This is a genomic window from Citrobacter amalonaticus Y19 (assembly GCF_000981805.1).
In the GTDB taxonomy this organism is placed as follows: domain Bacteria; phylum Pseudomonadota; class Gammaproteobacteria; order Enterobacterales; family Enterobacteriaceae; genus Citrobacter_A; species Citrobacter_A amalonaticus_C.
The window spans coordinates 3002754-3020733 of record NZ_CP011132.1; the positions used below are offsets into that span (position 1 = coordinate 3002754).

20 protein-coding genes are annotated in these 17980 nt (G+C 55.3%); 7 read left to right on the forward strand and 13 right to left on the reverse strand.

All coding sequences use genetic code 11. The annotated features are described in order from the left end of the window. Nucleotides 1-55 precede the first annotated feature (55 nt). Both sseA and timP read left to right on the forward strand, forming a co-directional pair. Nucleotides 56-907: a 3-mercaptopyruvate sulfurtransferase gene (sseA, locus tag F384_RS13860; RefSeq protein ID WP_046485040.1), complete on the forward strand. Its 852-nt coding sequence runs from the start codon at nucleotides 56-58 to the stop codon at nucleotides 905-907. Nucleotides 908-1261: 354 nt separating this feature from the next. Next, the gene (gene timP / locus F384_RS30785; protein WP_413541458.1) at nucleotides 1262-1378 is read left to right on the forward strand and encodes a small toxic inner membrane protein TimP; all 117 of its coding nucleotides are present in this window, start codon (nucleotides 1262-1264) and stop codon (nucleotides 1376-1378) included. Nucleotides 1379-1414: 36 nt separating this feature from the next. Here timP and sseB read toward each other — a convergent pair whose 3' ends face one another. The 11 genes from sseB to trmJ form a co-directional block, all read right to left on the reverse strand. Further along, on the reverse strand, nucleotides 1415-2191 hold the full coding sequence (gene sseB / locus F384_RS13865; protein WP_046485042.1) for an enhanced serine sensitivity protein SseB: 777 nt from the start codon (nucleotides 2189-2191) through the stop codon (nucleotides 1415-1417). Nucleotides 2192-2300: 109 nt separating this feature from the next. Continuing rightward, on the reverse strand, nucleotides 2301-3584 hold the full coding sequence (gene pepB, locus F384_RS13870; RefSeq protein ID WP_046485045.1) for an aminopeptidase PepB: 1284 nt from the start codon (nucleotides 3582-3584) through the stop codon (nucleotides 2301-2303). A gap of 178 nt (nucleotides 3585-3762) precedes the next feature. Continuing rightward, the gene (gene iscX / locus F384_RS13875; RefSeq protein ID WP_045446157.1) at nucleotides 3763-3963 is read right to left on the reverse strand and encodes a Fe-S cluster assembly protein IscX; all 201 of its coding nucleotides are present in this window, start codon (nucleotides 3961-3963) and stop codon (nucleotides 3763-3765) included. An 11-nt stretch (nucleotides 3964-3974) separates the two neighbouring features. Next, nucleotides 3975-4310: an ISC system 2Fe-2S type ferredoxin gene (gene fdx / locus F384_RS13880; RefSeq protein WP_042291414.1), complete on the reverse strand. Its 336-nt coding sequence runs from the start codon at nucleotides 4308-4310 to the stop codon at nucleotides 3975-3977. A 1-nt stretch (nucleotide 4311) separates the two neighbouring features. After that, nucleotides 4312-6162 (reverse strand): Fe-S protein assembly chaperone HscA, encoded by a 1851-nt coding sequence (hscA, locus tag F384_RS13885; protein ID WP_046485050.1) that lies wholly within the window; start codon nucleotides 6160-6162, stop codon nucleotides 4312-4314. A gap of 15 nt (nucleotides 6163-6177) precedes the next feature. Beyond that, the gene (gene hscB, locus F384_RS13890) at nucleotides 6178-6693 is read right to left on the reverse strand and encodes a co-chaperone HscB (RefSeq protein WP_046485052.1); all 516 of its coding nucleotides are present in this window, start codon (nucleotides 6691-6693) and stop codon (nucleotides 6178-6180) included. A 76-nt stretch (nucleotides 6694-6769) separates the two neighbouring features. Then, entirely contained in the window at nucleotides 6770-7093 is a 324-nt protein-coding gene (iscA, locus tag F384_RS13895) for an iron-sulfur cluster assembly protein IscA (RefSeq protein ID WP_003037681.1), read from the reverse strand. A 19-nt stretch (nucleotides 7094-7112) separates the two neighbouring features. Further along, a complete protein-coding gene (gene iscU / locus F384_RS13900; protein WP_002913991.1) occupies nucleotides 7113-7499 on the reverse strand; it encodes a Fe-S cluster assembly scaffold IscU in 387 nt (128 codons plus the stop codon). Nucleotides 7500-7524: 25 nt separating this feature from the next. Continuing rightward, nucleotides 7525-8739, reverse strand: a complete 1215-nt coding sequence (gene iscS, locus F384_RS13905) for a cysteine desulfurase (RefSeq protein ID WP_046485081.1) — start codon at nucleotides 8737-8739, stop codon at nucleotides 7525-7527. Between the two features lie 172 nt (nucleotides 8740-8911). Next, nucleotides 8912-9403 (reverse strand): Fe-S cluster assembly transcriptional regulator IscR, encoded by a 492-nt coding sequence (iscR, locus tag F384_RS13910; protein WP_046485083.1) that lies wholly within the window; start codon nucleotides 9401-9403, stop codon nucleotides 8912-8914. A gap of 241 nt (nucleotides 9404-9644) precedes the next feature. Then, complete coding sequence (gene trmJ, locus F384_RS13915) at nucleotides 9645-10376, reverse strand: tRNA (cytosine(32)/uridine(32)-2'-O)-methyltransferase TrmJ (RefSeq protein WP_046485084.1); 732 nt, start codon at nucleotides 10374-10376, stop codon at nucleotides 9645-9647. Between the two features lie 118 nt (nucleotides 10377-10494). Between trmJ and suhB the strand changes: the two genes are divergently transcribed. After that, nucleotides 10495-11298 (forward strand): inositol-1-monophosphatase, encoded by an 804-nt coding sequence (suhB, locus tag F384_RS13920; protein ID WP_046485086.1) that lies wholly within the window; start codon nucleotides 10495-10497, stop codon nucleotides 11296-11298. 106 nt (nucleotides 11299-11404) lie between these two features. Here suhB and F384_RS13925 read toward each other — a convergent pair whose 3' ends face one another. Both F384_RS13925 and F384_RS13930 read right to left on the reverse strand, forming a co-directional pair. Further along, complete coding sequence (locus tag F384_RS13925) at nucleotides 11405-12385, reverse strand: nickel/cobalt transporter (protein ID WP_046485088.1); 981 nt, start codon at nucleotides 12383-12385, stop codon at nucleotides 11405-11407. After that, nucleotides 12376-13005, reverse strand: a complete 630-nt coding sequence (locus tag F384_RS13930) for a DUF1007 family protein (RefSeq protein WP_155404003.1) — start codon at nucleotides 13003-13005, stop codon at nucleotides 12376-12378. Before F384_RS13930 ends, F384_RS13925 begins: the two co-directional genes overlap by 10 nt. Before the next feature lie 426 nt (nucleotides 13006-13431). Here F384_RS13930 and F384_RS13935 point away from each other — a divergent pair, with 426 nt between their 5' ends. The 4 genes from F384_RS13935 to F384_RS13950 all read left to right on the forward strand — a co-directional run bounded on the left by F384_RS13935 (nucleotide 13432) and on the right by F384_RS13950 (nucleotide 17964). Then, nucleotides 13432-14415 (forward strand): autoinducer 2 ABC transporter substrate-binding protein, encoded by a 984-nt coding sequence (locus F384_RS13935; protein ID WP_046485090.1) that lies wholly within the window; start codon nucleotides 13432-13434, stop codon nucleotides 14413-14415. A gap of 103 nt (nucleotides 14416-14518) precedes the next feature. After that, entirely contained in the window at nucleotides 14519-16027 is a 1509-nt protein-coding gene (locus F384_RS13940; RefSeq protein WP_046485092.1) for a sugar ABC transporter ATP-binding protein, read from the forward strand. Further along, nucleotides 16020-17009: an ABC transporter permease gene (locus F384_RS13945; protein WP_046485094.1), complete on the forward strand. Its 990-nt coding sequence runs from the start codon at nucleotides 16020-16022 to the stop codon at nucleotides 17007-17009. The genes F384_RS13940 and F384_RS13945 overlap by 8 nt, the downstream gene beginning before the upstream one ends. Nucleotide 17010: 1 nt before the next feature. After that, a complete protein-coding gene (locus tag F384_RS13950) occupies nucleotides 17011-17964 on the forward strand; it encodes an ABC transporter permease (RefSeq protein WP_046485096.1) in 954 nt (317 codons plus the stop codon). Nucleotides 17965-17980 lie beyond the last annotated feature (16 nt).

Sequence of the window (17980 nt, forward strand, 5' to 3'; positions counted from 1 at the left end):
CTTATGAGCAAAGGCCTGACAATTTACCGGACACCTGATAAACATGGAGACACCCATGACTACCGCCTTTTTTGTCGCCGCCGACTGGCTTGCCGAGCATATTGACGATCCGCAGATTCAAATTATCGACGCCCGGATGGCGCCTCCAGGACAGGAAGACCGCGACGTAGCGCAAGAGTATCGCTCAGGGCATATCCCGGGCGCGGTGTTTTTTGATATTGAAGCGCTCTCCGACCACACCTCCCCTCTGCCGCATATGATGCCGCGCCCGGAAAGCTTCGCCGTCGCGATGCGTGAACTGGGGATAGATCAGGATAAACATCTGATTGTTTATGACGAGGGAAATCTGTTCTCCGCCCCGCGTGCGTGGTGGATGCTGCGGACCTTTGGCGTGGAAAACGTATCCATTCTGGGAGGGGGGCTGGCCGGCTGGCAACGTGATGAGTTGCCGCTTCAGGAAGGCAACGTCGAACTGCCGGAAGGCGAATTTGATGCGGCGTTTACTCCTGAAGCCGTCGTGCGCATCACCGACGTTCTGCTCGCCAGCCATGAGAAAAGCGCGCAGATAGTCGATGCCCGCCCGGCTGCGCGGTTTAATGCTGAAGTCGACGAGCCGCGTCCGGGTCTCAGACGCGGTCACGTGCCTGGCGCCTTAAACGTACCGTGGACCGAACTGGTTCAGGACGGTGAACTGAAAACAACCGACGAACTGGATGCCATCTTCTTTCGCCACGGAGTCAGTTTTGACAGACCGATCATCGCCAGTTGTGGTTCTGGCGTGACAGCAGCGGTCGTCGTGCTGGCGCTGGCGATGCTGGACGTGCCCGACGTCGCGCTGTATGACGGCGCATGGAGCGAATGGGGAGCACGTGCCGATTTACCGGTTGAACCGGCGGAAACTGAATAAATTCTGATTTATTAGTCTGTCTTGTCCACAAAAAAACCGCTCTAACGTTTGAGCGGTTTTTTTGCGCTGGTCCGGTTCGCGGCCTTTCCAGCTGGCTGTGTTGCCACAGCAATGTAAGTACACCCCAGCGCACAAATACTCTCGTTAAAGGGAGAAAATGTCAAGTTAGTTAGCCGGGAAACTATTGCAAATTTGATGTATTATTCTTCCCGGCCCTTTCCGCCGCTTCGCAAACGGGCACTGGCTTCAGGAAAGGATGTCCCATGGCCGTAAATGTAAGTGCCCCCAGCACTTGCTGTCACGGCATTATCGCCAGTGGTGCTGTCGTGAAGCGGTCTTCGCATGGACCGCACAATGAAGATACGGTACGTCTGTATCGTGCTTCTTGTTTCTGGCGTGTTGTGCCTTCACGCAGACCGGAGTGATTCCGGTCATTCTGTTTTCGTAAAGACCAACGACCAGGGCAGGTAAGCGAGGATGCCGCCTTTCGGGGCGGCTTTCCTTCTCTTATATTATCCGGTTCTGTTTAAAATCGCGCAGGAAACCGCCCCAACGGCGTTCGTAGAACGGCGTAATATGTTCGGTGATAAAGTGGCTGATGCCCTTTTCTCCTTTTACCACCTGGCAGATATCAATTGGTTCATCACCTGGTAGCGTATCCGTCGCCACGCTACCTGCCGCATGAATGATTTCTTCAATATCGCCATCGGCTTCAATACCAATCAGCAGGTTCGCCTCACCATCCGTACTTTCTTTAATCGAACAGATAAACGCACGTTTCACCGGCTTGATGGTTTTGAACAACGTCGTGAGCGAGTCGATCATCTGCGCAGGCGGTTCGGCCACTTCCGAGAGGATCAGGGATTCCCCCCCTTCCAGCACTTCCTGGGTACTTAGCGGATTACCCTCTTCCCCCATCAGCAGGCTGATTTCGCGCGGCATGAACTCTTTGCCCGTTGGCAATTTCGCGTTGAGGAACAGCGTTTCGCCGAGCGTCATTTCAAACAGCGTGCGTACCGGCATCACCACAAACGCCTGCTCATCGTCTACTGCCTGCTGCAACGCTTCCAGAGAGGTGAAAAAGGGAATAACGGTGGTGCCATCTTCTTTTTCCCAGTGCTGAAGATCGAGCGCGCTGTCTTCGACAATCGCCTCGCCTTCTGCCGCGGTGCCGGGCACCCAGACGGTGGATTCCAGCAGGGTGCGGAAAAATGCCGGACGATGCGCGGGTTCAGTCGCGGCTTGTTCCAGTAAGGTTTCTAATTCGTTTTTGGTTTCGGACATAGGGATCACAAATTATCTATATGGATTGTAGGCCCGATAAGACGCACGGCGTCGCCATCAGGCAAAATGCCGGGTGGCGCTTCGCTTACCCGGCCTACAACAACACCTTTCAGGCAGTCAACAAATTGGCGATTGTACGCACGCCCAGACCAGTCGCCCCGGCAGACCACTGCTCAACCGGCGCTTTGCGATAGGTTGCCGAGCAGTCGATATGCAGCCAGCCCTGTTGGTAGTTTTCCACAAAATGCGACAGGAATCCTGCGGCCGTACTCGCCCCTGCCGGATACGCCGCGCTACCAGTATTGTTCAGCTCGGCAAAATTAGACGGCAATTGGTTGCGGTGGAATTCCGCCAGCGGCAGACGCCAGAACGCCTCGTTCTCTTCGGCAGCGCTCGCCAGCAGACGGTTCGCCAGTTGGTCATCGAAGCTGAACAACGCATGGTAGTCGTTACCCAGTGCAGTTTTCGCGGCGCCGGTCAGGGTCGCGGCATCGATGATAAGCTCCGGTTTCTGCGCGCTGGCGTCGATCAGCCCGTCCGCCAGTACCAGACGCCCTTCGGCATCGGTATTCATCACTTCCACGTTTTTACCATTGCGATAGTGGATGATATCGCCCAACTTGAAGGCGTTGCCGCTGATCAGGTTGTCCGCACAGCACAGGTACAGCTTCACGCGTTTGTTCAGGCCACGGGTGATGGCAAACGCCAGTGCGCCGGTTACCGTTGCGGCACCGCCCATGTCAGACTTCATGGAGTCCATAAAGGCACTCTGCTTGATGCTGTAGCCGCCGGAATCAAAGGTGATCCCTTTTCCGACCAGGCAGGCATAAACCGGGGCTTCTTTATCTCCCGTCGGGTTGTAGTCGAGCGCCAGCAGAACCGGCGGACGTTCAGAGCCGCGACCGACGGTGTGCAGCCCCATGTAGTTCTGCTCGCGCAGATCTTCACCTTTGGTAATGCGGTAAGAGACATGATCGCACGCCACGCTGCACAGCAGATCCACGGCGCGCTGCGCCAGTTGTTCTGGCCCCAGCTCTTCCGCTGGTGCGTTAATGGTGTCACGCACCCAGTCAATGATGGTCAGACGATTATCCAGTTCCTGGCGTTGGGCATCGTCCAGCTCAGGCCATTCCACTTTGCGGCTGCCTTTCGGCCCTTTGTAGCCCTGCCAGAATGACCAGCAGCGGTCAGCGTCCCAGCCTTCGCCTGCCAGTTGCACATGCTTGATGCCGAGGCCGTCGATTTTACGTGCGGCGCGCTGAATAAGGCCCAGGTCATCTTTTCCGTTGAGGTGCAGGGCAATACCGTCGTTATTGATACTGTATGTCGCTTTTTCGCCCCAGCGTGCGTCAGCGGGTTGCGTGGAAAGCGTAATTTTCATGGCTTCTGTCATTTTATTTATCCTTATTAGCAAACGGGCCGCCCGAAGGCAGCCCGTATGTTCATTCCACTAAATGATTCGCGCTGCAGGAAGGCGGCAATCGAGTGAATCCCCGGGAGCAGAGATAACTCTGTGACTGGGGTGAGCGAGCGCGGCCAACGCATCTGCAGCGTGAAGCATGACGGGGAAATTACTCTGCTTCATCTAACCAGACTAGCAGAATCGCCTCCAGAATTTTTTCATTGGATGCGCCAGGGTCGTCATCAAACTCCTCAAGATCGCAGATCCACTGATGAAGATCGGTGAAACGAACGGTCTTGGGATCGAGATCGGGGAAGGCGTCGTACAGCGCTTCGCCGATTTCGCGGCTATCGGTCCACTTCAGTCCCATACTACCCTCTGTTAATGCTCACGAGCATGATTGATTGTGTAACGTGGGATTTCGACCACTAAATCATCCTCGGTTACGCGAGCCTGACAGCTTAAACGGCTCTCCGGCTCCAGTCCCCAGGCTTTATCCAGCATGTCGTCTTCTTCTTCCGTGCTTTCCGGCAGGGAGTCAAAGCCTTCACGCACGATGCAGTGGCAGGTCGTACAGGCGCAGGATTTTTCGCAGGCGTGTTCAATCTCAATACCGTTACGCAGTGCAACGTCAAGAATGGTTTCACCGGTCTTTGCTTCCAGAACTGCGCCATCCGGACAGAGATCCTGATGAGGCAGAATAACAATCTTTGGCATATTAAACCTCGTCCACGGAATGGCCTTTCAGCGCGCGACGGACCGACTGGTCCATGCGCCGGGCGGCGAATTCCTGGGTTTGTTTGTCTACGTTTTTAATGGCTTGTTCGATAGCGTCAACATCATCGCCCAGCGCCACGGCGCTCAAATGCGCGGCGGCATCGTCGATCAATTGACGCTCTGCGGCGCTTAGCAGCGCGGCATCAGCGGTGAGCGCGCCGGTCAAACTCTCCAGCACACGCGCCGCTTCGACTTTCTGCTCTGCCAGCATGCGGGCTTTTACGTCCTGTTCGGCAAAGCTCATCGAATCCTGAATCATTGAGGCAATTTCGCTGTCGGTCAGACCGTAAGACGGTTTCACCTGAATAGAGGCCTCAACGCCAGTGGATTTTTCCATCGCAGTGACGCTCAGCAGACCGTCTGCGTCCACCTGGAAGGTGACGCGAATGTGCGCGCCGCCTGCCGGTAGCGCCGGAATACCGCGCAATGCAAAGCGCGCCAGCGAACGGCAGTCCTGCACCAGTTCACGTTCGCCCTGCATCACGTGGATAGACATCGCGGTCTGACCGTCTTTGAAGGTGGTAAAGTCCTGCGCGCGCGCCACCGGAATGGTGGTGTTACGCGGGATCACTTTTTCCACCAGACCGCCCATCGTTTCCAGTCCCAGCGACAGCGGGATAACGTCAAGCAGCAGCATTTCACTGTCCGGCTTGTTGCCGACCAGGATATCGGCCTGGATAGCCGCGCCAATCGCCACTACTTTATCCGGGTCGATGGACGTCAGCGGCGGACGACCAAAAAATTCGCCCACGCGTTCACGCACCAGCGGTACGCGCGTGGAACCGCCAACCATCACCACTTCCAGGACTTCCTGCGCCTCGACGCCGGCATCTTTCAGTGCGCGACGACAGGCCAGCAGCGTGCGCTTAACCAGCGCGGAAATGAGATCATTAAACTGTTCGCGGGTGATTTCACCCTGCCAGCCCGCCACGTTGACCCTTACGGACTCGGCGTCGCTGAGCGCAATTTTTGCCGCGATGGCAGCATCCAGCAATTCACGCTGAACACGGTTATCACTGCGATCGGCAATTCCCGCCTGCTCGCGGATGTAATCCGCCAGCAGGTGATCGAAGTCATCGCCGCCCAGCGCAGAATCGCCACCGGTCGCCAGCACTTCGAACACGCCGCGACTCAGGCGCAGAATAGAGATATCAAACGTTCCGCCGCCGAGGTCATACACCGCAATAACACCCTCTTTGCCGGAATCCAGACCGTAGGCAATCGCCGCGGCGGTCGGTTCATTGAGCAGGCGCAGGACATGCAGACCCGCCAGACGCGCGGCGTCTTTGGTCCCCTGACGCTGTGCATCGTCAAAGTACGCCGGTACGGTAATGACCACGCCATCCAGTTCGCCAGAGAGTGACTCGGTGGCTCGCGCCGCCAGCGCTTTCAGGATATCGGCAGAAACACGAATTGGATTCAGCAAACCCGCCGCCGTTTCAATCATCGGCAGGCCATTAACGCTTTCCTGAAAACGGTACGGCAGATGGGGGTAACGGGTCTGAATATCCACCAGCGAACGCCCCATCATGCGTTTCACCGAGCTAATGGTATTGGCGGTATCCAGCGCGGCATTGGCACGCGCATCATAGCCGACCGTGTGGCCCTGCTGCTGATAGTGAACGACAGACGGCAGCAGATGACGACCGTCGTGATCGGCCAGCGTTTCCGCCTGACCGCTACGTACGGTTGCGACCAGAGAGTTGGTGGTCCCGAGATCGATACCCACAGCCAGACGACGCTGGTGTGGCGCTGCGCTCAGACCAGGCTCACTAATTTGTAATAAGGCCATAATTGCTTCCGAATATTAAAAATCGAGCAGTTTTTCTTCGAGTTGTTCTGCACTGCTTCGCAGTTTATCGAGAAAACGCAGTTTACGCACGGTATCGGCCGCAACGTCCCACGTCTCGCTATCCAGTTGTTCCACCATCAGTTGATGGCGGCTATCAAACATCTTTTTCACGCGCTGAATAAACTGTTCCAGCCGCACCTCGTCTTTCGCCTGTTCGATCTCATCGAGTTCTTCACGCAATTCCAGTTGTTCCATCAGGAATGCGGTATCGCGCACCGTGTGCTGCTCGTTGTTGAGATCAAAACCGTGTAACGAAAGCAGATATTCTGCGCGCCTCAGAGGATGGCGCAGCGTTTGCCAGGCCTGGTTGATGGTGGCGGATTGCGAAACGGCAGCAAGCTGTTCCGCCTGGGTACCGCTGGCAAATTTATCAGGGTGATACTGCCGTTGCAGATCCTGAAATCGAAGGCTTAGTGCCTGAATATCGAGCGGATAACGGGCCGGTAAGCCAAAGAGGGTGAAGTAGTCCATAACATTCTCAGGGGTAGCCTGTTAGAACAAACCCCACACGTAGCATGGCCACGGCGGGGTTTTCGGATGACGCGCGTTACACGTGGAAGCTTTCGCCGCAACCACACTCGTCCTTCACATTCGGGTTAGTGAATTTAAACCCTTCGTTCAGACCTTCTTTTACGAAGTCTAACTGCGTTCCGTCCAGAAATTGCAGGCTTTTTCCGTCGACCACGACCTTAACGCCTTTGTCTTCAAACACGGTGTCTTCTGCCGCCGGTTCATCAACAAATTCCAGTACATACGCCATACCTGAGCAGCCGGAAGTTCTCACGCCCAGACGCAGGCCAAACCCTTTACCGCGGTTCGCCAGGAAGGTATTTACTCGCGCTGCTGCACTGTCGCTAAGTGTAATCGACATAATAAAACCTCAACTCTTATTATTTTGCTTCACGTTTACTTTTGTAGTCCGCAATAGCGGCTTTGATCGCGTCTTCTGCCAGAATAGAACAGTGAATTTTCACTGGCGGCAGCTCAAGCTCATCGGCGATATCGGTGTTTTTGATCGCCTGTGCTTCGTCCAGCGATTTTCCTTTCACCCATTCGGTGACCAGGGAGCTGGACGCGATAGCGGAACCGCAGCCGTAAGTCTTGAAACGCGCGTCTTCAATGATACCTTCATTGTTGACTTTGATCTGCAACTTCATCACGTCGCCACAGGCTGGTGCACCCACCATACCGCTGCCCACGTTCTCGTCGCTGTTGTCAAAAGAGCCCACGTTACGTGGATTCTCGTAATGATCGATTACTTTTTCGCTGTAAGCCATGATGAATTCTCCTTATCGGTACCGATTAATGATGTGACCATTCGATGCTGTTCAGATCCACACCCTGTTTGTGCATTTCCCACAGTGGAGAAAGGTCACGCAGACGGCCGATAGATTTACGAACCAGTTCGATGGTGTAATCAATCTCTTCTTCGGTAGTAAAACGACCTAAAGAGAAACGAATAGAGCTATGCGCCAGCTCGTCAGTCATTCCCAGCGCGCGCAGCACATAGGAAGGCTCAAGGCTCGCAGAGGTACAGGCGGAACCTGAAGAAACCGCAAGGTCTTTCAGCGCCATGATCAGCGACTCGCCTTCAACGTAGTTAAAGCTCACGTTGAGGATATTTGGCGCGCCCTGCTCGAGGTCACCGTTCAGGTAGACTTCTTCCATATCTTTCACGCCGTTCCACAGACGGTTACGCAGACCGCGCAGACGCGCCATCTCGGTTTCCATCTCTTCTTTCGCAATGCGATAGGCTTCGCCCATGCCGACGATCTGGTGGACAGGCAGCGTACCGGAACGCATGCCGCGCTCGTGACCGCCGCCGTGCATCTGTGCTTCGATACGAATACGCGGTTTACGACGAACGTACAGCGCGCCGATCCCTTTCGGGCCATAAATTTTGTGACCGGAGAAAGACATCAGGTCAACTTTCAGTTGGCTCAGATCGATAGGCAGTTTGCCCACGCTCTGGGTGGCGTCAACGTGATAGATGATGCCGCGCGCACGGCACATTTCGCCGATAGTCGCGATATCCTGCACCACGCCGATTTCGTTATTCACGTGCATGATGGAAACCAGGATGGTGTCGTCACGCATCGCCGCTTCCAGCACGTTAAGATCGATAATCCCGTTGCTCTGCGGCGCCAGGTAGGTCACTTCAAACCCTTCGCGCTCCAGCTGACGGCAGGTATCCAGCACGGCTTTGTGTTCGGTTTTGCTGGTGATGATGTGCTTGCCTTTTTTCTGATAAAAGTTGGCTGCACCTTTGATCGCCAGGTTGTCGGATTCAGTCGCACCGGAGGTAAAGACGATTTCACGCGGATCGGCACCTACCAGATCGGCAATCTGATTACGGGCGATGTCCACCGCCTCTTCAGCCTGCCAGCCGAAACGGTGTGAACGGGAGGCCGGATTACCAAAGGTTCCGTCCAGCGTCAGGAACTGCATCATTTTCTCGGCAACACGCGGGTCCACCGGCGTGGTTGCGGAGTAATCGAGATAAATCGGTAATTTCATTGCTCTATAAACTCCGTACATCGCTCTAATGCAAGGAGTCAGGCAACCGGCTGGATGTACGACCGTGTTAACGGAGCGCAAGCGCCCCGGCCTGACTCTGAAATACTTTTACGCTTCATCCTTCAGACTGCCTTTGCGTTGGCAGCCTGAATGATATTGCGTACTTTTCTAATTAAGCGCGTAACTTAACGTCAATTGCGTCTTGTGTACGATTTGTGCGTGGAGCGTCGTGGCTGTGCTGGCGACCAGACACATCCAGGACTTCCTGATTATTCACCAGTTCGCCTAACGTGATGTTGTTGAGGAAACCGGTCAGACGGTCGCTCAAGTCACGCCACAGCGCGTGGGTCAGGCATTTATCGCCGCCCTGACAACCGCCTTTGCCCTGACAACGGGTCGCATCAACCGACTCGTCAACAGCGCTAATCACTTCACCGACGGCAATACTGCCGGCATCTTTACCCAGCAGATAACCACCGCCTGGTCCACGTACGCTGGAAACCAGACCATTTTTACGCAAACGGGAGAACAGCTGTTCTAAATAAGAAAGGGAAATTCCCTGACGTTCAGAAATATCAGCCAACGGTACCGGGCCCGCTTCGGAGTTGAGCGCAACGTCCAACATTGCGGTCACGGCATAACGCCCTTTAGATGTCAGTCTCATGTCTTACTTAGCCTCAAACTCGCCCCTGCCCGGGGTTTTTTATTGTAAAATGGGGGTATTGCATAGCAGGGCCAAGTCTGACATTCCCGACTAAATCAGTCAACTATTTACTTGACTGTTTTAGTCAGGTATTTAACCTTCAGTGCCATTTTGCGTTGCCGGATGGCGCTGCGCTTATCCGGCCTACAGGCCGCACGATTCGTAGGCCGGATAAGCGCAGCGCCATCCGGCATTAGCAACGTTACTTGCTTTTATTCTGCTGCTCAATAGAGGCAAGCATTCCACGCAGAATATTCAGCTCCTGGCTCTCCGGACGCGCGCGCGTAAACAGACGACGCAGTTTGTTCATCACCTGTCCGGGGTGGTTTTCACGGATAAACCCTGTCGACAGCAACGTTTGCTCAAGGTGACCGTAAAAACGCTCCAGATCGTCCACCAGCGGATACGGCGCTTCTTCATGCACCACCGCGTCACGGTTTTCTTGTGTTGCCAGCCAGGCCATGCGCACTTCATAAGCGATGACCTGTACCGCCATCGCCAGGTTCAGCGAACTGTACTCCGGGTTTGCCGCAATCGCGACGTGGTAATGGCATTTTTGCAGTTCGTCGTTGGTCAAACCAACGCGTTCACGACCAAACACCAGCGCCACGGGGGTATTTGCCGCTTCCGCAACGCTTTTTAAACCACATTCGCGCGGATCGAGCATTGGCCACGGCAGCGTACGCGAACGTGCGCTGGTTCCTACCACCAGACTGCATCCGGCCAGCGCTTCATCGAGGGTGTCGACGATCTGCGCGTTGCCGATCACATCACTGGCCCCTGCCGCCAGAGCGATAGCCTGGGAGTCAGGTTTTACGAGCGGGTTCACCAGCCACAGGTTGGTTAACCCCATTGTTTTCATTGCGCGGGCAACAGAGCCCATGTTGCCGGTATGTGACGTTTCCACCAGCACGATTCGAATATTTTGCAGCATTGTCTTTCTTCAGCTAAAGATTATTCGCCCATATTATCATAAATCGAAGACATATTCCGATCTCGCTGCTATACTCTGCGCCGTTTTCCCGTTCTTTAACATCCAGTGAGAGAGACCGATGCATCCGATGCTGACCATCGCCGTGCGCGCAGCGCGCAAGGCGGGTAATGTAATTGCCAAACACTACGAAACGCCTGACTCAGTAGAAACCAGCCAGAAAGGCAGCAATGATTTTGTGACCAACGTCGATAAAGCCGCCGAAGCGATTATTATCGAAACGATCCGCAAATCTTACCCGCAGCACACCATCATCACCGAAGAAAGCGGTGAACATGAAGGTACCGATCAGGATGTTCAATGGGTTATCGATCCACTGGATGGCACCACCAACTTCATCAAACGTCTGCCTCACTTCGCCGTTTCTATCGCTGTACGCATTAAAGGCCGTACTGAAGTCGCTGTGGTTTACGATCCCATGCGTAATGAACTGTTCACCGCCACCCGCGGCCAGGGCGCCCAGCTGAATGGCTATCGTCTGCGCGGCAGCAATGCACGTGACCTGAACGGCACTATTATCGCTACTGGCTTCCCGTTCAAAGCCAAACAGCACGCCACCTCTTACATGAATATCCTCGGCAAAATGTTTACCGAGTGCGCTGACTTCCGCCGCACCGGCTCTGCCGCGCTGGATCTGGCGTATGTTGCCGCTGCCCGCGTTGACGGTTATTTCGAAATCGGCCTCAAGCCGTGGGATTTCGCCGCAGGTGAACTGATCGCCCGCGAAGCAGGCGCACTGGTTTGCGACTTTACCGGCGGTCATAACTATATGACGACCGGCAACATCGTGGCGGGCAACCCGCGCGTGGTAAAAGCGATGCTGGCGAACATGCGTGATGAACTGAGCGACGCGCTGAAGCGTTAATCGTTTGCTGCCGGATGGCGGCTAACGCCTTATCCGGCCTACAGAGTAAAATGATCTGTAGGCCGGATAAGCGAAGCGCCATCAGGCATTCTCCCTCAGGGCACGTTTAAAACGGTCTTATCCCTCGCCCTACAGGTACCGCACTCACCCACATCACGCCTGCTGCTACCACCAGTATCACACCACCGGCTAACGCCAGCGTCGACCAGCCAATCTGTCGCCACAATACCGGCGCGCGGTTACCGCTCAGCCTGACCGCCAGCGTGCGAAAACTGTGCACCAGCAGCGCCAGAGAAGTAATAGTCAACGAGGTGCCCGCCGCCATTGCCAGCACCGACGCTATCCCCCAGTAAAATACGCCAATGACTTTGCTGAACAGCAGCACCATAATAGCCCCGGAACAGGGACGCATCCCCATTGACAGAATAATCATCAGCCGTGCGCGCCAGTCATCGCCATGCTGCAGTTGTTCCGGATTCGGTAAGTGCTGATGCCCACAACCACAGTTTTCATGATGACTATGATGTGGCGTAAAAGCGGTAAATGTGGGTTTGCGCAGCAGCGCGTGTAGTTTCTTCAGCGCCCGCCAGCAGAGCAACAGGCCCAGAATCCCCACCAGCGCGTAGCTCCCCTTCTCCAGCCAGAAACCGCTCAGATGGAGCTGTCTCGCCGGCAGTTGCAGGATGCTGAGCACTACCACAACCAGCCCGATGGCCACCAGCCCCTGTAGTAGCGAGGAGGCCAGCGTCAGGCCAATGCTCGACTTCAGCTTTGAAGGATGGGTCGCCAGCCAGGTGGTAATCACCACCTTTCCGTGCCCCGGACCCAGCGCATGCAGCACACCATATAAAAAGCTAAACAGCAGCAACGACCCGCCCGCCTGGGCTGGGCTGGCGGCAACGGCTTTCAGCAGCACGCTCATCTGCTGATTCACCTCCCGCTGCCAGACGATACTGTTGACCATCACCTCCGGCCAGGCGTACCACAGCCAGACGCCGCCGATCGCCGCCATCAGCAAAAACAACGCCAGCGGCCACAGCGATATCCAGCGCCGTGTGCGGACGCGGTTTGGCAATATTACTGACATATGACCGTCACCGTCTGCGCGAATTGTTTACCCAGTTCCATATCCTCTGGCGGCGCATCGTCTTTATCCAGAGACTGGGCAAAACTGAGCGACGCCTCGCTCGGTTCGGGGGTGTGCAACGCGATTTTACAGCGCTCACGCATCGCCAACGATAGCGTCGCATCGCGGTCTTCTTCGTAACTCATATCGACATAATAAGAGGGGTCAAAGGTCGAGAAAGTATAACGCTGCCCGCTCAACGGCTGCGGTTCGGCAAGCGGCAACACAAAGGTAAGCACTGCCTGATGCTCATCACGCGCCATGCCGTATTCCGTGGGCCGGTTTTTAAATTTGACGCGCTGCCCGTTGTGCCACATTTCGGTAAAGTAATGCTGCCCCAGCACATTCGCCATCACTTCCGCCGCCAGCTTTTTCCATATTTCAGAACCCGGTTTAGCGTCACCCGCATCATAGAGCAGATCAGCAGAGGTCAGTTCATCCATCGTCCAGCGCATTTTTAGCGCCACGATAGACCCGTTATCACTGACCACTTCCGTTTTCAGACGGATAAAACTGTGAGGATGTGCGCTCACCGTAAACGTCAAAAAAGTGAATAACACCAACAAAACGCCGCGTATCATGAATGACTTCGACTCCCACAAAAACAGGATGGCCACGAGAGTCACGATCGCCGTGACAGGATTGTCCGTGAGGATAACATTGAAATGAGGAATGTTGAGCGCGGATTTCTGGGATCGATTCAGTTCTCAGATTTGCAATTTTGTCTTTGGAGGCTGCGTGTCTGCTGCGAGTATTGTCTGTGCGTCACAACCCAATTGATAACCAATTGTAAAAATAAATAAGATGTTTACGATATTTATTAACAATGAATTTGAACTTCATTTCGCGATAACTCTCAAATTTAACCATAAATTAACCAAATAACGCATAAAAATTAACAATAATGGGCGTTTATCACATTTACGAAACTTGCGATTCATTACCTCTTCCCTTCGTTGATAACCTCCTGTTCGTGACATGCCCCGGTCCCTACAAAAGGTACAACTATGAAATTCAAACTCGCATTACTCAGTGCAACCCTGGTTTCTGCATGCATGTTGTCCGGCCCGTCCTTTGCGGCAGAAAAATATGAAATCGCTGTGGTTGCTAAAGTCACCGGCATTCCGTGGTTTAACCGCATGGAAACCGGCGTGAATGAAGCAGCGAAGAAACTGGATGTGAATGCTTATCAGACCGGCCCTTCCACGCCGGATCCGGCTCAGCAGGTGAAGGTCATTGAAGATCTCATTGCCAAGAACGTTAACGCGATCATTGTGGTACCTAATGACGCCAAGGTGCTAGAGCCCGTGCTGAAAAAAGCGCGCGATAAGGGCATTGTCGTTCTGACCCATGAGTCACCGGATCAACAAATCGGCCAGTGGGATATCGAAACGATCGACAGCGAGAAGTACGCGCAGGCCAACGTCGACGAACTGGCGAAAGATATGGGCGGCAAAGGTGGCTATGCGATTTACGTCGGCTCGCTGACCGTGCCGTTACACAACGCCTGGGCCGATTACGCCATCAAGTACCAGAAAGAGAAATACCCGGAGATGTTTGAAGTGACCACCCGTCTGCCGGTGGCCGAGAGCATCGACAAATCCTACTCCACCACGCTGGATCTGATGAAAACCTATCCGCAGATGAAAGGCATCATTGGCTTCGGTTCGCTGGGTCCGATTGGTGCGGGTCAGGCGGTACAGAAAAAACGCGCGAAAGATAAAATTGCCGTGGTGGGGATTGCCATGCCCGCGCAGGCTGCGCCTTATCTGATGCGTGGCGACATCAAAAAAGCGATGCTGTGGGATCCGAAAGATGCTGGCTACGCGCTGGTGACCGTGGCGGATCAGTTGCTGAAAGGCAAAGAAGTGACGCCAGATCTGACCATTGATGGATTAGGGAAAGCCGATGTCGACATGGAGAAGAAAGTGATCCGCTTTAACAAGATCCTCGAAGTCACCAAAGACAACGCACAGTCACTCGGTTTCTAAGGCTCCAGCCACCACCAGGGAAACCTAACGCCGACCGTCTGGTCGGCGCTATCAACAGGCTTAACACTCTGCGCCCGTCAGGGCGCTCGCAGGGGTATTGTCCATGACAGACACCACCGCATTTATCACTCTTGAGAATATCAGCAAGCAATTCCCGGGCGTGCTGGCGCTGGATAATGTGAATCTGACGCTGAAAAAAGGCGAAGTTCACTGTCTGGCAGGGCAGAACGGTTGCGGAAAAAGCACCATTATTAAAGTGATCTCCGGGGTTTATCAGCCGGAAAAAGGGGCGCAGATCCTGCTGGACGGCAAACTGTTCCACCAACTGTCGCCACAGCTCTCTTCGCACTACGGCATCCAGGTTATCTATCAGGATTTATCCCTCTTCCCGAACTTCAGCGTGGCGGAGAATATTGCCGTCAATCGCTACCTTCCCGGCGGCGATATCTGGGTGCGGCGCGGCACGATGAAACAGCAGGCGCTGGCGGCGATGAAGCGGATTGGCGTCAGCATCGATCCCGATAAAAAAGTGGAAAAACTCTCCATTGCCGACCGCCAGCTAGTGGCGATTTGTCGCGCCATTGCCGCCGACGCGCGCCTGGTCATCATGGATGAACCCACCGCTTCTCTGACGCGCCAGGAGGTTAACGGCCTGCTGCGCGTGGTCAACGAACTGAAAGCCGACGGCATTTGCGTGGTCTTCGTCAGCCATCGTCTCGATGAGGTGATGGAAGTGGCGGACCGCATCAGCGTCATGCGCGACGGTAAACTGGTGGGGACGTATCCCGCAAGCGAACTCGACAGCCATGAGCTGGCCTTCCTGATGACCGGTCAACGCTTCCACTACAGCCCGCTGCCGGAAAAACCGCCGGTTGAGCAGGAGCCGATGCTGGAACTGCGCAACCTGAGCCGCAAAGGAAAATACCAGGACATCAACCTGTCACTGCGTAGCGGTGAGATCGTGTCAATTGTCGGTCTGCTCGGCGCGGGCCGCACCGAGCTTTGTCTGAGCCTGTTTGGCATGACGCACCCGGAAAGCGGTGAAATCCGCATTAACGGCAAACCGGTTCAACTACGTAACAACCATGACGCCATCAAGCACGGCATCGGCTATGTCTCAGAAGATCGCCTGACCCAGGGGCTTATCATGGAACAGTCGATCTACGACAACACCATTGTCACGGTCTTCGACAAACTGCATACCCGCAGTGGCCTGCTCGATCACGGCAAAGCAAAAACGCTGGTCGCTGATCTCATCCGGGAACTGAACATCAAGGTGGCCGATCCGCAACTGCCGGTCAAAACACTCTCCGGTGGCAACGCCCAGCGCATCGCCATCGCCAAATGGGTGGCGACCGAGCCGCGCATCCTGATCCTGGACTCCCCGACGGTGGGCGTCGACATCGCCAATAAAGAAGGAATTTATCAGATTGCCCGCAACCTGGCGGAACAAGGTATGGCGGTGCTGATGATTTGCGATGAGATCCCGGAAGCCTATTACAACAGCCATCGCGTGCTGGTCATGCGGCGCGGGAAGCTGGTCGCTGAGTTTAATCCGCATCGTTGTCGCGAAGAGGACATTGCAGAGGTGGTCGAGGTCATCCATGAATAACTTTCGTCTCTCCCGTTTAGTCGGGCACCATGAATTCTGGCTGGGTCTGCTGGTGATTGCGCTCGCTGTCGGGCTGAGCGTCAGCACCGACGAGTTTCTGTCACTCGGCAACCTGACAGACGTCGCGACCAGCTATGCCATTCTCGGTATTCTTGCCTGCGGGCTGTTCGTCGTGCTGATCTCCGGGGGGATCGATATTTCGTTCCCGGCGATGACGGCGATAGCACAGTACGCGATGGCAAGCTGGGTGATCGTGCATGGCGGTAACTTTCTGCTGGCGCTGACCATCGCTGTCGTCGTCGGGCTACTGCTCGGGCTGATTAACGGCTTTCTGGTCTACTGGCTGCGCGTGCCTGCGATCATCATCACCATCGCGACGCTGAACGTCTATTACGGTCTGCTGGTTTACGCCACCAAAGGCACCTGGCTGTACGGCTTCCCGGACTGGTTTATGAACGGCATCAACTGGTTCTCCTTCACGGCGGCCGATGGCTATGACTATGGCCTCACGCTCCCGCTACTGTGTCTGGCCGCCGCGATCGTTTTCACCGCCATCCTGATGAACTACACCCGTCTCGGGCGTCAGATTTACGCGATGGGCGGCAACCGCGACGCCGCATCCCGCCTTGGGCTGAACCTGTTGAAGCTGCATTTCTATGTCTATGGTTTTATGGGCGTTCTCGCAGGCGTCGCTGCTGTTGTGCAGGCGCAGATCACACAGTCCGTGGCGCCGAACTCGCTGCTCGGTTTTGAGCTAACGGTACTGGCAGCGGTCGTGCTGGGCGGCACCAGCATGAGCGGTGGGCGCGGTACATTGACCGGTACGCTGCTGGGGGTGATTCTGCTGGCCTTTTTGCAAAACGGTCTGACGCTGCTCAGCGTCTCCTCGTACTGGCACACCGTTTTCAGCGGCGTCATTATCCTGGTCAGCATCAGCGCCACGGCGTGGAATGAGAAACGCAAACTGGCAAGGGAGCTTTGAGATGAAAGCGTTCGCAAAAGTATTACCCGGTGATGCCATCATCCGTCTGCAGTGCGTGATTATTATCGTCGTCGCCGTCGTCTTCTCGGCGCTGTTGGGCACCCGCTTTTTCAGCGTCGCAAACTTCCAGTCCATCGGTTCGCAGTTGCCGATCCTCGGCATGCTGGCGCTGGGAATGGGCATGACCATGCTGACGGGCGGCATTAACCTGTCAATTATCGCCGGTGCCAACGCCTGCTCGCTGGTCATGGCCGCCGTCATCGTCAGCCATCCGGACAATCCGCTGTTTCTCGCGCTGGCGCTGCTGGCCGGCGCTGCGGTCGCCGTCGCGATTGGTACGCTGAACGGTGCGCTGATCGCCTGGGTTGGCGTGTCGCCGATCCTCGCTACGCTCGGTACGATGACGCTTATCTCCGGGCTGAACATCTTGCTCTCTAACGGCACGGTGATTTCCGGCTTCCCGGCGGCAATTCAGTATCTCGGCAACGCCACCCTCGCGGGTATTCCCGTCGCCCTGCTGCTTTTCTTGCTGGTCGCCGTGCTGCTGTGGGTACTGCTGGAACACACCACGCTCGGGCGCAGTCTCTATCTGATGGGTTCCAACGAACAGGCGACCCGCTACAGCGGCGTGAACACCGTTCGGGTACAGATTTCCGTCTACGTCATTTCCGCCCTGCTCGGCTGGGTGGCCGCAATCTTAATGATGGCGAAATTCAACTCGGCAAAGGCCGGATACGGAGAGTCTTATCTGCTGGTCACTATTCTCGCGTCGGTGCTGGGCGGTATTAATCCGGACGGCGGATTTGGCCGTATCATCGGCCTGGTGCTGGCGCTGATTGTGCTGCAAATGCTGGAAAGCGGCTTTAACTTGCTGGGGATCAGCAGCTATCTGACGATGGCGCTTTGGGGCGCGGTCCTCATCCTCTTTATCGCATTACAGAATCGTAGAGCCTGATTTCAGGAGAAAAATT